At 49.4% G+C, this 15,315-nt stretch carries 12 protein-coding genes; 9 read left to right on the forward strand and 3 right to left on the reverse strand.

Translation table 11 applies throughout. The annotated features are described in order from the left end of the window. The first annotated feature begins 3 nt into the window (after nucleotides 1–3). On the forward strand, nucleotides 4–2,052 hold the full coding sequence (locus TREPR_RS11580; protein ID WP_015708505.1) for an ATP-dependent helicase: 2,049 nt from the start codon (nucleotides 4–6) through the stop codon (nucleotides 2,050–2,052). Between the two features lie 106 nt (nucleotides 2,053–2,158). Here TREPR_RS11580 and TREPR_RS11585 read toward each other — a convergent pair whose 3' ends face one another. Further along, nucleotides 2,159–3,277, reverse strand: coding sequence for a metallophosphoesterase family protein (locus TREPR_RS11585; RefSeq protein WP_015708506.1), 1,119 nt, complete (start codon nucleotides 3,275–3,277; stop codon nucleotides 2,159–2,161). Beyond that, entirely contained in the window at nucleotides 3,277–4,593 is a 1,317-nt protein-coding gene (locus TREPR_RS11590) for a CBS domain-containing protein (RefSeq protein ID WP_015708507.1), read from the reverse strand. The genes TREPR_RS11585 and TREPR_RS11590 overlap by 1 nt, the downstream gene beginning before the upstream one ends. Nucleotides 4,594–4,769: 176 nt before the next feature. On the opposite strand from TREPR_RS11590, the gene TREPR_RS11595 reads away from it, so the two are divergent. The 8 genes from TREPR_RS11595 (at nucleotide 4,770) to ilvD (ending at nucleotide 13,879) form a co-directional block, all read left to right on the forward strand. Then, complete coding sequence (locus TREPR_RS11595; RefSeq protein ID WP_015708508.1) at nucleotides 4,770–5,465, forward strand: FadR/GntR family transcriptional regulator; 696 nt, start codon at nucleotides 4,770–4,772, stop codon at nucleotides 5,463–5,465. 204 nt (nucleotides 5,466–5,669) lie between these two features. Then, complete coding sequence (locus TREPR_RS11600; protein ID WP_015708509.1) at nucleotides 5,670–6,671, forward strand: glycoside hydrolase family 130 protein; 1,002 nt, start codon at nucleotides 5,670–5,672, stop codon at nucleotides 6,669–6,671. Between the two features lie 36 nt (nucleotides 6,672–6,707). Beyond that, nucleotides 6,708–8,090: a GH1 family beta-glucosidase gene (locus TREPR_RS11605; RefSeq protein ID WP_015708510.1), complete on the forward strand. Its 1,383-nt coding sequence runs from the start codon at nucleotides 6,708–6,710 to the stop codon at nucleotides 8,088–8,090. Between the two features lie 22 nt (nucleotides 8,091–8,112). After that, the gene (locus TREPR_RS11610; RefSeq protein ID WP_015708511.1) at nucleotides 8,113–9,411 is read left to right on the forward strand and encodes an ABC transporter substrate-binding protein; all 1,299 of its coding nucleotides are present in this window, start codon (nucleotides 8,113–8,115) and stop codon (nucleotides 9,409–9,411) included. 73 nt (nucleotides 9,412–9,484) lie between these two features. Further along, nucleotides 9,485–10,369, forward strand: coding sequence for a carbohydrate ABC transporter permease (locus tag TREPR_RS11615; protein ID WP_015708512.1), 885 nt, complete (start codon nucleotides 9,485–9,487; stop codon nucleotides 10,367–10,369). 2 nt (nucleotides 10,370–10,371) lie between these two features. Continuing rightward, the gene (locus TREPR_RS11620; RefSeq protein ID WP_015708513.1) at nucleotides 10,372–11,220 is read left to right on the forward strand and encodes a carbohydrate ABC transporter permease; all 849 of its coding nucleotides are present in this window, start codon (nucleotides 10,372–10,374) and stop codon (nucleotides 11,218–11,220) included. 3 nt (nucleotides 11,221–11,223) lie between these two features. Continuing rightward, a complete protein-coding gene (locus TREPR_RS11625; RefSeq protein ID WP_015708514.1) occupies nucleotides 11,224–12,141 on the forward strand; it encodes an aldo/keto reductase in 918 nt (305 codons plus the stop codon). Next, nucleotides 12,104–13,879, forward strand: a complete 1,776-nt coding sequence (gene ilvD / locus TREPR_RS11630; protein ID WP_245534728.1) for a dihydroxy-acid dehydratase — start codon at nucleotides 12,104–12,106, stop codon at nucleotides 13,877–13,879. The genes TREPR_RS11625 and ilvD overlap by 38 nt, the downstream gene beginning before the upstream one ends. Before the next feature lie 72 nt (nucleotides 13,880–13,951). Here the strand turns inward: ilvD and TREPR_RS11635 are convergent, their stop codons facing one another. Next, nucleotides 13,952–15,301, reverse strand: coding sequence for a GH1 family beta-glucosidase (locus TREPR_RS11635; protein WP_015708516.1), 1,350 nt, complete (start codon nucleotides 15,299–15,301; stop codon nucleotides 13,952–13,954). Between the last annotated feature and the right edge of the window lie 14 nt (nucleotides 15,302–15,315).

The following is a 15,315-nucleotide window of genomic DNA, read 5'->3' on the forward strand; positions in this document are numbered from 1 at the left end:
CCCATGCCAAAACTCGACATAGAAGCGAAATTAAACAAAGAGCAGCTCCGGGCGGTAAAAACCATTGACGGGCCGGTGCTGATCATTGCCGGCGCAGGATCCGGGAAGACCCGGGTCATCACCTACCGCATCGCCCACATGCTGGACCAGGGCATACCCCAGTCGGCGATCCTGGCCCTGACCTTTACCAATAAAGCTGCCCGGGAAATGGAAGAGCGGGTAAAGGAACTGACGGGCAAAAAACTCCAGAACCTTACGGTAAGCACCTTTCATGCCTTTGGGGTAAGGATACTGCGGGACGAAATTGAACGCCTGGGGTACCGGAAGAATTTTTCTATCTACGATGAAACAGACCGGACCCAGGCCATCAAGGAAAGCCTCAGGGAATGCAGGATTTCTACCGAGGGCACTGATCTCTACGCAGTGGGGCAGCTTTTTTCCAACATCAAGACAGGCCGCTTCAAGTGGGGAGACGCCTCAGGCGGCATTACCGGAAACCTGGCCAACGATGCCTGGGAGCCAGTGTACAAGGACTACCAGCACAGCCTCAAGGTCTACAATGCCCTGGACTTTGACGATCTCCTGGCCCTGCCGATTCAACTCTTTGAACAGTTTCCCGAAGCATTGGAAAAGTACCGCAGCCGTTACCGGTATATCATGGTGGACGAATTCCAGGACACCAGTTTTATCCAGTACCGTATCATGCATCTCCTTGCGGATCGCAACGTTTGTGTGGTCGGGGACGATGATCAGTCCATCTATTCCTGGCGTGGAGCCAGCTATGAAAACATCCTCACCTTTGAAAAGGACTTCCCCGGAGTAACCGAGATCAAGTTGGAACAAAACTACCGTTCCACCAGCACCATCCTAGAAGCCGCCAACGGGGTCATCTCCAACAATACTAACCGCAAGGAAAAGCAGCTCTGGTCCGGGAACAAGGGGGGCAAGCCGGTGGAGCTTTTCTACCCCCAAAATGAAAGCGAGGAGGCGGACTTTATCGCCACCCGGATACGGGACCTCATGATGCGGGACCGTCTCAAGTACGATGACTTTGGTGTTCTCCTGCGGACCAATTCCATGACCCGCAGCATTGAGGAAGCCTTTCTGGCGGAAAATATCCCCTACCGGGTTTCCGGGGGAACCAGTTTCTTCCAGCGTAAGGAAATTAAGGACGTGCTCTCCTACCTCCGGGTCATCGCCAACACCAACGATGATGTGAACCTCCTGCGCATCATCAATACACCCCGGCGGGGCATAGGCAAAACGACCATAACCATGTTAAACGATCTGGCCCGGAAAAATCACTCCAACATCTGGGACTCCATGGGGAGGATCCGCTATACCCCGGATGTCCTCTTCCAGGAAGCCGCCAAAGGAAAAGTTGAGCTTGACGAATTTATGCAGCTCATCGAAACCTATAAGGAAGAATTGCTGGGAAAACGGGGGATCTCACAAAAAGTGCGGGCCCTGGTTGACAGCATTGATTACTGGTCGTACCTGGTGACCGAGTACAGTAAAAATGAAAAGGTCGCCAAGTGGAAATTCCTCAACATAGAAAGCCTAATCCAGTCCATGGAAACCTGGGAAAAGGACCCTGACAACTTTGACCCCAGCCTCTACGCCTACCTTAACCGGGTAAGCCTTATTACCCGGGACGACGGGGACGATGAGGCGGGCAAGGGAAAGGTGAACCTCATGACCATCCACGCTTCCAAGGGCCTGGAATTCCCGGTGGTCTTTATCGCAGGCGCCGAAGACGGGATCATCCCCCATGAACGCGCCATGGAAGACGGGGAAGGCAATTCCGAATTCAGCCCCCTGGAAGAGGAACGCCGCCTGTTCTACGTGGCCATCACCCGGGCCCGGGACAAACTCTTCATCACCAGCTGCCTGCACCGCCGCCGCCTGCAAAGCAGCACAGATTGTGTCCCCTCGCCTTTTCTGGCGGAAATCCCACCCCACCTGGTAGAATACCACGAGCCGGACAAACCTGTAGAAACCCCGGAAGAAGCCGAATCCTACTTCTCCCTCATTAAAAGCAAATTTATCTAATAGGAATTTCTAAAAACTGAAGTTTTTAGAAATTTACCGCTTAAAAAGCATTTGCTCAATGCAAATGCAAGGGCTCTCAAAAACTAACCGAGTTTTTGAGAGCCCCCTAGTCCCAACCACCATCCCCGCTCATCCCGTCAAAGGAAGCGGCGTTTATCTCCGGGGAATTTCCCAACAGTTCTATCCGCGCCTTCACAAACTCGAACCGGTCCTGGTTCAGCACAGTACGGCAGTATTTGGTACCCGGCAGTATATATACAGGATAACGGCCCCGGTTGACAAATTTTCTTCCCTCTCCCTGGACAAACCAGTAAACCAGGGAGATCTGATCCATATCCAGTTCAATAGCATTAATGCCCCGTCTGCCTATGGCGCTGCCTGAATTAAAGAGGCAGGGCACAGGCAATTCATCCCCGTAGAGACTCTGTCTCAGCCCGGACCGTTTTTCCGAGCGTTTCAGCTTCCCCAGCTCCAGGCGCAATGCCCGCACCTCTGAAGCAATACGCTCCCGGTCCTCCCCCCGTGAAGCAGGATAATCCCGGCAAAGCCGCTCAATTTCAAATTTGATAAATTCAAAACGTCCCAGGGATTCAAAGAGGGCCCGATGGGTGTGGCCGATGATGGATATACAGTTATTCTTCAGGGAAAAATCGTAGGCCTTTTTTTCCACAGAAAAACGCCGCAAGGGGCTGCGGGCGGAACTAATATTGCGGATCCCGAAGGGTTTGAGAAAATAGCGCAGCCCCAGGCGGATAAAGGTATTGTAATCCCTATAGACTTTGGAAGACTGGTGCCCGTGGTACACAAAAATGGGAAGAACCCCCGTATCAATGCGTATCGCATTAAACAGGGGATAGGGATACTCCCGCTCAAAGATAAGATCCTCATCGTGGTTCCCCAGGGCCTTGTAGAGCCTGCCCTCAGCGGCCAGTTTATCAAAGACCCGGTACAAGCCGGGCCACTGTTTCTGTATGTCTCCCAGGGAAAAACGCTGCAGTTCCTCAATATCGCCATTTAAAATGACCTGCCATCCATCCTGATAGTAATACTGTTCCAGCAATTCTGTAAGGAGGGCCCCGTTCCTGGCAAGATCATCCCGGCGGCCCGCTCCCATATGAAAATCGCTGATCACCAGGGCCTTGCCTCCCTGTGAAATATCCAGGGACGCCACGGAGTTAAACCGGGGGTTGATTATCTCGGAGAAAAAAGTACCCGCTCCAGCCATCACGCTTCTTCCGCTGGGCTTGTCTGACGTTTTTTATATTGAAGATAATCCCAGCGGGTAACGATCCCAACCAGTTTTTTATCCTCCACAATGGGAAGATGCCCGATATGGTGTTTGTAAAAAATCCGCTCAATTTCCCGCATAGTAACGTTACTGTCCGCAGTCGCCGCAGGTTTGGACATATAGGCCCGCACCGGGGCATTCATCACAGCAGCCTTGCGCCCCTTCATAATATCCCTGAGGCTGATAAACCCCGACACCTCATCTTCGGCATTCAGTACCGGAGCGCCGGTAAGGTCCGTCTTTTCAAAAAAGATAGACGCCTCCATGAGGCTCATATCCTCTTTCAGGGCCTGAACATTTTTGGTCATAACATCCGCTGCCCTGGTTGCCGGCGTCAGGGATTGTTCCAGGTAGCTGATAAATTCCTCGTAAAAAGCCGGCCCCTCCCTCCCGCTGATCTTCGCCGAAGCCGCCAACTGATGCCCCCCGCCGCCATACACATGGAGCAGTTCGTGAAGGTCTATCTTCAGTTTTTGGCTGCGGGCAATGAGGAGTATGGTTTTGCTTTTTGGAATAGAAAAAACCGCAAAACAGGCATCCGGGTTATGGATGTCCATGACCTTTTCAACCACCGCCGCCAGGCCGGGGGTATTTTCACTCAGCTCAAGGTACCCCAAAAGGATCTCGTGCCCCTGAATGGTTTGGGTCTTCATAGCCTGGAGGATCTGGTTAAGGATCTGGATTTGCTCATCCTCCCTGATAGTCTCCAGAAAGGACTTAACCAGTTTTAAAGAAGCCCCCATATCCATAAGCCAGGCGGAAACCTCAAAATCCACCCTGCCGACATTTTCAAAGATGAGCCGCCCCGTATCGGCATAGATCCCCGTCAGGGCAATGGTCGCCTCCTCGGGCAGGAGCCGTATCCCCCGTTCCATGGCCATTTTCCCCAACAATGAGGTATTCGCCCCAAATTTCCCCCCCTCAAGGACGGCGCCCAGGATATTGCACTGTTCAGTATGGTGGTGATCATAGATCCGTATCTGGGGCTCCGAATTCCGTATACAGGCAAAATATTCGCTCACCCGCTCCGCTTTACAGGTATCCACTATGATGATATTTTCAATGGTTTCCCCCTTGATATCCTTAGGGGTCAAAAAGTCAAAATATTGGGTATAGAAGGTATACAGGTTCTGGGCCGCCGGATGGATCAGGCCACTCCGCACCAGCCTGAAATCGGGAAACAGTTTTTTTATAAGAATTAGGGATCCCAGGCAATCTAAGTCCATGTTGGTATGGCCAAAGGCTATGTTCATTATATATCCTTCAGGGCTTACGTTTTTCTTATCATCCGATCACTTTCAGATAAGTAAGCATATCATCTGCGGCCCTCTATTACAAGAAATTACAATGCAAATTTCATTATTCTGATGATTTGAGGTTTTTCCGAAACCTGATTGATATCATACCCATATACGAATAATATGAATGTATGAAAAAAAATACGGAAATCGGTAAATCCCTGGGGGAACAGGTCTCAGAAGATCTGATTCGGTATATCATCGATAACAATCTTCCCAGAGGGGCAAAACTCCCCAATGAATTAGAATTAACCCGCCTCCTGGGGGTCGGCCGCAGTACCATCCGTGAAGCGGTCCGGTCTCTGGTGAGCCGCAATGTACTGGAGGTACGCCAGGGGGCGGGCACCTTTGTGGCGGAGCACCGGCTTGGGGTGCCCGATGATCCCCTGGGCTTTACCTTTATCCGGGACAAAGAAAAGCTCACCATGGACCTTGTGGAGGTGCGCCTGTCCATAGAACCCCGCATTGCCGCCATGGCTGCCCGGGCTGCATCCGACGAAGACATCAGGGAGCTTAAAGCCCTGGCCCGGGAAGTGGAGGATCTGATCCATGCCGGAGAGGATCATAGTCATAAGGATGTTGAATTCCATACCCGGATCGCCCAGAGCAGCCGGAATCTGGTGGTGCCTAACCTTATGCCAATCATTCAGCAGTCTATTATCCTGTTCGTTAATACCACCCACCGGGTATTGGTAAAGGAAACCATCGACACCCACCGGCTCATTGTAGACGCCATTGAGGAACACGATTCCATCGGCGCATCGGATGCCATGACCCTGCACATTATTCACAACCGGAATTATCTAAAAACACTTTTTCGGGAATAAGTCCCTGTAAATCATCAGATGATTTTTTGGCTTCATCCAGGATGCAAGGTTATTTCTGCAGTTTTTTCCCGTATTTACCCTATATTTTACTTGACTGATTTAATATTTGCCTTTATCATTACAAAATACATCTGATGATTTTAACTGCCCAGCGCAGTCAATGAAAAGCGAATATATGAAATATGGAATACAAGGAGTAATAAAATGCTGGTAACCCGTTGTCCGGAAAACCCGATTGTAACGCCCGGGATATATCCCTGGCGCCAATCAAATGTGTTTAATCCTGCTGTTATTTTTGAGGACGGCGCCTTCTATATGATTGAACGCGCAGCCGGCGGCTTGCGGCCCTTCCACTGCTTTTTTGGCCTGCTCAAAAGCACCGACGGTGTGCATTTTACCCATGTGCAGGACACACCAATTGTTACACCCGCAGATTTAGGATGCCCCTTTGGCTCAATACAGGACCCCCGGATCGTTAAAATCGACGGTATCTTTTACCTCACCTATGCCCTACGCCCCTCCTCCTATGGGTATGCCCCTACGGGAGTTGGAAAACCGGATGAAATCCGTTATACCTTCCCCGGCGAGCATGGCAAACCGGAAAGCTGTATGACCCGCAGCGGTATTATGCAGAGTACCGACCTTATTCATTGGAAACAGGTATGCTATACAACGCCGAAGGAAATCAACGACCGGGACAATATTCTGTTCCCGGAAAAGATCAACGGCCGTTTTGCGCTCCTCCGCCGGCCAGAAGAGTACATTGGCCCCCAATACGGGGTCGATAAAGCCGGTATCTGGATCTGCTACTCCGATGATCTGCTTAGCTGGACTGAGCCGGAACTGATCGCTGCAGCCCAGGAAGATTGGGAATACAAGAAAATAGGCGGCTCTACGCCCCCACTAAAGACCGAACTGGGATGGCTTACCCTGTACCACGGGGTTGATGCGGACAATGTATACCGGTGCGGAGTTATGCTGCTGGATCTGAAAAACCCGGCTAAGGTAATTGCCCGGGCTAAAAATTTTATACTTGAACCCCAGGAATACTACGAAAAATTCGGGCTCTATATACCAAACGTGGTGTTCCCCACAGGGGCAGTGCTCAAGGACGGCCTTGTGTATATTTATTACGGCGTTACCGACACAGCCATTTGCCTGGCCACAGTGCCGCTTAAGGATCTGCTTGATTTTGTACGCAAGTAATAGTAGTGGATTCTATTTTTTCAAAGGAGCAATAAAGTGAAGCGGATTGATTTTCCAAAAGATTTTCTATGGGGAACCGCAACAGCCTCTTTTCAGGTTGAAGGCAGCCCGGATGGTGACGGCAGGGGAAAAAGTATCTGGGATACCTTTTGTGAAACCCCCGGAAAGGTAGAAAATGGCGATACAGGAAAAGTCGCCTGTGATCATTACAATCGCTACAAAGAAGATGTGGCTCTCATGTCGGAGCTTGGGGTCAATGCTTACCGCTTTTCCATCTCATGGCCCCGGCTTTTACCGGATGGTGCGGGACAGATCAACCAGAAGGGCATTGATTTTTACAATAAGCTGATTGATTCTCTGCTGGAAAAAAATATTACCCCCGCAGCTACCCTTTACCACTGGGATTTACCCCAGGCCCTGTTCGATAAAGGCGGGTGGGTCAACCGTGATACTGTGGAACGTTTCCGCGATTATGCTGAATTGGCCTATAGCCATTACGGTGACCGTGTTAAAAACTGGTTCACCCATAATGAGCCTTGGGTTACCGCTTTTGTAGGAAACCTGCAAGGACGCCATGCTCCCGGTTATAAAGACTTAAAAACCGCAGTGGCGGTGAGTTTTCACATGGTCTTGTCCCACGCCATGGCGGTTGAAGCTTACAGAAAGAGTCCCGGCGGAAAAGACGGAAAAATCGGTATTGTCCTGAACCTGTACCCTGCTGTTCCCGCTTCCGACAGTACTGAGGATAAAAATGCCGCCGAACTTTGCGACGCATATCAAAACCGCTGGTTTTTAGACCCCCTCTACAAAGGAAGCTATCCTGAACCGCTTCGCAGTATTTTTGAAAAAGCCGGAGCGCCTATTCCTGAAAAATCCGGGGATTTATCCTTTATTTCCGGACAGAAAACCGACTTTTTAGGGCTTAACTATTACCTTAGAAAGGTGGTACGCGCCGCTACGGATTCTGAAAAATTGGAAGCTAAGACCCCCCACCCCACGCTGCCCTATGTTGAAATTATTCCCCAGGGTGCACAGGTGACAGCCATGCCCTGGGAAGTGCACCCCGAAAGTTTATACGATGTGCTCAAACGGCTTGATGTTGATTATGGCAGCCCTAATATACTGGTAACCGAAAACGGGGCGGCATTTCAGGACGATAAACTTGCTGCGGGGGCAAATTACCTTATAGACGATGAAGACCGCCGGAGTTTCCTGGAGACCCATTTTGTTGCGGCCCTCAAGGCGATTAAAGCAGGTGTCAACCTGAAAGGCTTTTTTGTGTGGAGTATGATGGATAACTTTGAATGGGCCCGGGGATATTCCAAACGGTTTGGAATTTTTCACGTTGATTATGCCACTAAAAAACGGAGTTGGAAAAAGAGCGGGCGTTGGTATCAGTCTTTTTTAAAAAAAGATTAGCATATAGTAATTTGGAGGAAACATGAAAAACAGTGTAAAAGTGAGCGTTGTTTTTGTAGTAGCGGTTTTGGCGGTCCTTTCAGGCTGTCAGAAGAATCAGAATGCCGGTAATAACGGCAAGGTCCAGATCACGGTTTGGCATTCCTACGTAGGTTCAGACCAACGTGCACAATATATGGAAAACCGCATGGCCCAATTCCGTGTGGAAAATCCTGATGTGGTGATTGACGAACAAAAAATGCCCCGGGATCAATATCAAACACGGCTTAAGACTCAGGCCGCAGCCAACAGCCTTCCTGATGGCTTTATCCTTTGGCCGAACGCAATGACCATTGAATTTGCAAACGCCGGCTTGATTGCCCCCATCAATGATTACCTTGATCAGAACCCCGAATGGAGGGATGGGCTGGTTTCATCTGCCTTGGATCAGTTTAATGTTAATGGTAAAATCTATAGTGTTGCCCAGGGAATTTCTTTAACATCAATTTTCTTTTATAACAAAGCATTGTTTGATAAATACAATGTTAAAGTACCCACAACCTATCCCGAATTGAAAACTGCCGTTGATGTCTTTAAGAAAAATGGCATTATTCCAATAGCCCATGGTGATAAAAACCAATGGCCCACCCAGTCATCGGTGTTTAGCATTGTTGCAAACCGTTCAACCGGCTCTCAATGGCTTACGGACGCTTTGACAAAGCAAAATGGGGCTAAATTTACCGACAAGGTATTTACCGATGCCCTGGATATTATGAAGGATCTTGCTACATCCGGGGCGCTTAACAGCGATTGGAGTACCATTGATAACGTGCAGAGCCATGCCTATTTCTACCGTGAAGAAGCGGCGATGATGATTGAAGGTTCATGGCTGCTGCCGGAACTGGTTTCCCAGGCGCCTGAAAAGATAAAACCCTTCATTGAAATGTCCGTGTTTCCCGCCCTTCCCGGCGGAAAGGGTGATCCCTCCACAATTTCAGGAGTTGCCAGTACGGGTTTTGTTATAAACTCAAAGGCGTCTCCGGAACAAAAAGCAGTGCTTTTAAAACTTATCAAATTCCTGACCGACGATGCTTCTCAGAAAATTTTCATGGAGTATGATATTCCTGTATCGTCAGTCAATGTCACCCCGGATTTGAATAAAGTTACTCCGTTTTATGCAAAGTTAGTAACCCTCATCAAAGAGCATCCCCTGGTAACTGTTTATGACTCTGCCCTTAATTCTGAGCAGACAGAAATTGTCAACAATGGGCTGCAATCTGTCATGCTGGGAATTCAGACTCCCGCTGCCATTGCAGCTGAGCTGGACAAAACAGTTAAATAAGTTTTTGGTTAAAACCAAGGCGCCCGTATAAAGGGGCCTTGGTTTTAATTATCCCAATTGTCAGGGGGTATATATGACCACAATTTTAAGAAAAAATAATAAATTTATTATTGCGGGGCTTGCTCCCGCATTATTGCTTTATACTGTTTTTGTATTATATCCGATAATCCGTTCATTTTTTTATGGATTTTATAATTGGAACGGACTTTCAGCGCCCAGATTCATCGGCATTGAAAATTTTATCACAATTTTGACTGACCCTATATTCTGGCTATCTTTTAAAAACAATATCCTTGTGGTAGTTATTTCTGTTTTAGGCCAAATACCATTTGGCATTCTTGCCGCAGTTGCATTGAGCGGCAAACTAAAAGGGGCGCCATTCTTCCGTACCGCCTTTTTTATCCCTATGATTCTTTCAACCGTTGTTGTCGGTTTGCTGTGGTCTACTATTTTAAACCCCCAAGTGGGAATTCTTAAAAATTTTCTGTTGATGCTGGGTTTTTCAAAGGCCCCTAATCTGCTGGGTACCCCTGGCATAGCTATTTATACCCTCTGTGGGGTTATTTTTTGGCAATTTGTCGGCTTATATATGATTATTTTCCTTGCGGCACTGCAAAATATCCCTCCCGACATTATAGAAGCAGCGGATATTGACGGCGCCAGCGAGGTCACCAAGTTTTTCAGAATCCGGCTCCCCTTATTGTGGGGCACCATTGCCTCCGCCGTGGTTCTTTGTATTTCCGGCAGTATGCGTACATTTGATCTTATCTATGTTATGACAGGTGGCGGCCCGGCACACTCCACAGAAGTGATGGCAACCTATATGTTTAATAAAACCTTTGCCACCTATCAATACGGATATGGAAGCGCCGTATCCCTGGTTATTGCGGTGTTCAGTTTTGTATTTATTTCTGCCAGCCGCGTATTGCTATTAAAGCAAGCTGAGAAAGGAGAATAAAAATGAAGATTAGCCTATCCGCTTTTATTAAACGCCTGATTACTAATATTTTCCGTTATATCCTGCTTATCGCACTTGCCTTTATTACGATTTTTCCCTTGATCTGGATGGTATACAGTTCCTTCAAAACCAACCAACAGTTCACCCTTTCCGCTCTTTCTCTTCCATCAGAACTGCATCTTGAAAACTATGTGAATGCCTGGAAAACCGCAAATATCGGAACCTATTTTTTTAACAGCGTTTTTGTATGTGTTTTTTCGATTATTCTTACCGTAGTTGTGGGTGCATTAGGGGCGTTTGTTCTTGCTAAATTCACCTTTCCCGGGCAAAAGATTGTATCATCATTATTTGTGATTGGGATGTTAATACCCCTACAGGCTGTACTTGTACCGCTTTTTTCCCTGATGAAAAATATCCATCTGCTTGATACCCCATGGTCTCTTATTTTGGTTTATACAGCCTTTGGCCTTCCTATAACGATATTCCTGATGGAAAGTTTTATTTCGTCCTTCCCTGATTCCATCCTGGAAGCGGCGATTATTGACGGCGCCACAATGCTGCGCATCTTTTTCACGGTAATACTTCCCATGACCCGCCCGGTTATCGCTACTGTGGCCATCCTTAACTTCTTGAACAATTGGAAAGAATTCAGCTTTGCCCTGGTATTTATAAACTCGGAAAGTAAAAAAACACTGCCCCTGGGATTGTATAACTTCCTGGGCGCCTATACTGCCGATTATGTAGGGCTTATGGCTGCCCTGGTTATCGCTACCTTACCGGTATTCATTACATATCTGTTATTGCAGGAACAAATTATCAATGGCATGACGGCTGGCGCCGTAAAAGGATGATCTATGAAAACTATTAACTTGGGAAATTCCGGCTTTATAACACCGGCAATTGCAGTTGGCTGTATGCGGATTAATAAAATTGAAAAAAAAGAAGCCGAGTCTTTTATAAAGACCGCTCTTGATTTGGGTGCCAATTTTTTTGACCATGCGGATCGCTACGGCAATGGTGCCTGTGAATCGATTTTTGCGGATGCCATAGGCATGAGCTCTTCGGTTCGCGAAAATATTCTACTTCAGTCAAAATGCGGTATCCGGCAGGGTTATTTTGATTTTTCAAAGGAACACATTCTTAAATCCGTGGACGAAAGCCTGAAAAAACTTAAAACAAGCTACCTTGATGTGCTGCTCCTGCACAGGCCGGATGCACTTATGGAATGCGAAGAGGTGGCCGAAGCGTTTAGCGAGCTCCACACAAAAGGAAAGGTGCGGCATTTCGGCGTGTCAAACCAGAATCCCTCACAGATCCAGCTCCTGCAAAAATTTGTAAAACAGCCCCTCATTATTAATCAGCTCCAATTAAGCATTACCAATGCTACGATGATTTCGGAAGGCCTTCATGTAAATATGAATGACGATGCAGCGGTAAACCGGAACGGCGGAGTATTGGATTTCTGCCGCTTGCATGATATTACCATACAGGCCTGGTCGCCCTTTCAATATGGCACCTTTGAGGGAGTGTTTTTAGGCAATGAAAAATTTCCCACCCTTAACGCAGAAATTGACAAACTTGCCGAAAAATACGGTGTATCAAACACCAGCATTGCCTTAGCCTGGATATTTCGCCATCCGGCGAAAATTCAGCCCATCACCGGTACGATGAACAGCGGACGCCTGCGGGACTGTATCGCCGGGTCAGAGATAACGCTTACCCGGGAAGAATGGTATGGCATCTACAAAGCGGCAGGAAATACGTTGCCCTGATGATTTTGGAGTAGCAGATATGTTGAACAGCCAGAAAATACGGGCCCTTGCCCCCGAAATGGACCCCCTGCGTTTAGGAATGGGATGGACAGCGGAGGACCTTGAAAAGCCGCAAATCATCGTAGAAAGTACCTTCGGGGACAGCCATCCCGGCAGCGCCCATCTCTTTGAACTGGTTGAAGAAGCCAGCCGGTCGGTTTCCGCGTCCGGGGGCAAGGCCGCCCGCTATTTTGCCACAGATATCTGTGACGGCATGGCCCAAGGGCATGACGGGATCAACTATTCCCTGGCCAGCCGGTCCATTATAGCGGACATGATAGAAATCCATGCCAATGCTACTAGCTTTGACGCCGGTGTCTTTATCGCCAGTTGCGACAAGGGTATGCCCGCTCACCTGATGGCCATAGGCCGCATTAATATTCCCAGCATCGTTATTACCGGTGGGGTTATGGACGCCGGCCCTGAGCTTTTGACCCTGGAACAGATAGGGAAGTACAGCGCCATGGAAAAACGGGGGGAAATAAGCAGCGAACAGCTTAACTATTATAAACACCACGCCTGTCCTTCCTGCGGGGCCTGCAGCTTCATGGGCACCGCTTCTACCATGCAGGTTATGGCGGAAGCCCTGGGCTTAATGCTCCCGGGAACCGCCCTGATGCCCGCCACCAGTGCTGATCTGAAGGAAGCGGCGCACCGGGCCGGCGCCCAGGCAGTAAAGCTGGCGGAGATGGGGCTTAAAGCCCGGGATATAGTTACCATGAAAAGTTTTGAAAACGCCATTCTGGTTCATGCAGCTATTTCCGGAAGCACCAATAGCCTCCTGCACATCCCCGCCATTGCCCATGAATTCGCCCTGAATGTGGACGGGGACCTCTTTGACCGCCTGCACCGGGACGCCCATTATCTTCTGGATATACGCCCAACCGGACGCTGGCCTGCGCAATTTTTCTACTACGCTGGTGGGGTTCCTGCAATCATGGAAGAAATAAAGGAGCACCTTCACTTGGATGTCCTTACGGTAACCGGCAAAACCTTGGGTGAAAACCTTGAGGATATTAAGAAAGAAGGTTTTTTTGAAAAATGCGAAACCTACCTTGTCCCCTGGAATATAAAACGGACCGATATCATACGGCCCTATGACAAAGCCATTGATACCAATGGGGCCATAGGGATACTGAAGGGAAACCTTGCCCCAGGCGGCGCGGTGGTAAAACATTCCGCAGTTCCCAAAGAGATGTTCACCGCCCTGCTCCACGCCCGCCCCTTTGACAGCGAAGAAGAAGCCCTGGCCGCAGTATTGGCCCATGACATAAAGCCCGGGGATGCGGTATTTATCCGCTACGAAGGCCCCAAAGGCAGCGGAATGCCCGAAATGTTTTACACCACTGAGGCTATAAGCTCCGACGCAGAATTGGGCAAGACCATTGCCCTGATCACCGATGGCCGTTTTTCCGGGGCCAGCAAAGGTCCTGCTATCGGCCATGTCTCCCCCGAAGCAGCCGAGGGCGGGCCAATTGCCCTGGTGGAAGAAGGGGACCTGATTCAGATCGATATCCCAAACCGCATTCTGGCAATTGTGGGGATCAAGGGAGAGCGGAAGACCCCAGAAGAAATAGATGCAGTGCTGAGGGAACGGAAAACCCGATGGCACCCGCACTCCCCACGGTATTCCGGCGGGGTATTGAAATTATTTTCTGAACGCGCGGTGGAGCCCATGAAGGGCGGATATATGGAATAACAAGTGCCGACAGGATAACTATCTCCTGGGATGAGGATGGAGCTGCCCTGGTTATTGAATCAGCTTAGGGTTTCAGAGATCCTTCCCGTTAGACCGAATTATATCCCGGTACCAGTATGCAGAATCCTTGAGTATCCGTTCCTGGGTTTCAAAATCGCAGTATACCATGCCGAAACGATCGGTATAACCTTTTGCCCATTCAAAGTTATCCGTAACGCACCAATGGAAGTAACCCCGTATATCAACGCCATCCTCACTAGCCCTGCGCAGTTCTCTGAGGTAGCGGCGGAGAAAGTCGATGCGGGCCGGATCGTGGACCTTACCGTCCACAGAAACCGTGTCCTGGCAGGAAAGACCGTTTTCGGTGATGTAGAGGGGCATTCCGTACCGTTCCTGTAGGAATTTCGGGCCCCAGTACAGGGCTTCGGGGGTGACCGGCCACTTGGCTGCTGTAAAGGCATATCCGGTTTTTCGCTTGGGGTACTCATAGCCGCCCTTTCCATCGGAGCGCACCGGGGAGCCGTTATAAATATTCTGGCCCAGAAAATCTAATTTTTCACTGATGATCTTCATATCGTCCTGCCCTATGGGGGGCATGTACTGTCCGTACTTTTTCAGAAGCTCCTCCGGGTAGCGGCCCAGAAAAATCGGATCACTCCACACCGATACTGACCAGAAAGGCCGTTCCTCCACAGCGAAGTAAGCTTTCCGCGCCGCCTCCCTATCCGCAGCGCTATCCGTGGCGGGATAGTGGGCGCTTCCCGTAGGGGCGTAGCCAATCTGCGTTTTGGGAGCAATACTGCGCAAAGCCTGAACCGCAAGGCCGTGCCCCAAAAGGGCATGGTGCAGCATGTGCAGGGTATCCCAGATGGGAAAGTGTATCCCCGGGGCATGTTCGGTGTTATCGTAAGAAAGGCCGATAAAACACTGGGGCTCATTGTAGGTGAAGATATAGGGAAGCCGATCCCCCAGCCGTTTTGCTACCACCGAAACATAATCGGCAAACCATTTGGGACTGTCAGGGTTGAGCCAGCCGCCCCTGCGAAAAAGGGCATAGGGATAATCCCAATGGAAGAGCGTAGCATAGGGGGTGATATCCGCCGCAGCAAGACTGTCCAGGAGGCGGTCATAAAAATCAAGCCCCTTTTCATTAAGCTTCCCGTCTCCCCCGGGTATGATCCGGGGCCAGGCAATGGAGAACCGGTAAGCTTTGTAATCTATCTCTTTCATAAGATTTACATCTTTCTGATAAAGATGATAGTGATCGCAGGCGGTATCCCCGCTGGATCCGTCAAGAATGCGGCCCGGCTCCCTGCAAAACATATCCCATACCGAAGGGCCGCGCCCGTCTTCAGCGGCGGCCCCCTCTACCTGATACGAGGCGGACGCGCCGCCCCACACAAAATCATCCCGAAATCCCATATATCCTTCCTTAC

The sequence above is a fragment of the Treponema primitia ZAS-2 genome, assembly GCF_000214375.1.
Classification (GTDB): Bacteria; Spirochaetota; Spirochaetia; order Treponematales; family Breznakiellaceae; genus Termitinema; species Termitinema primitia.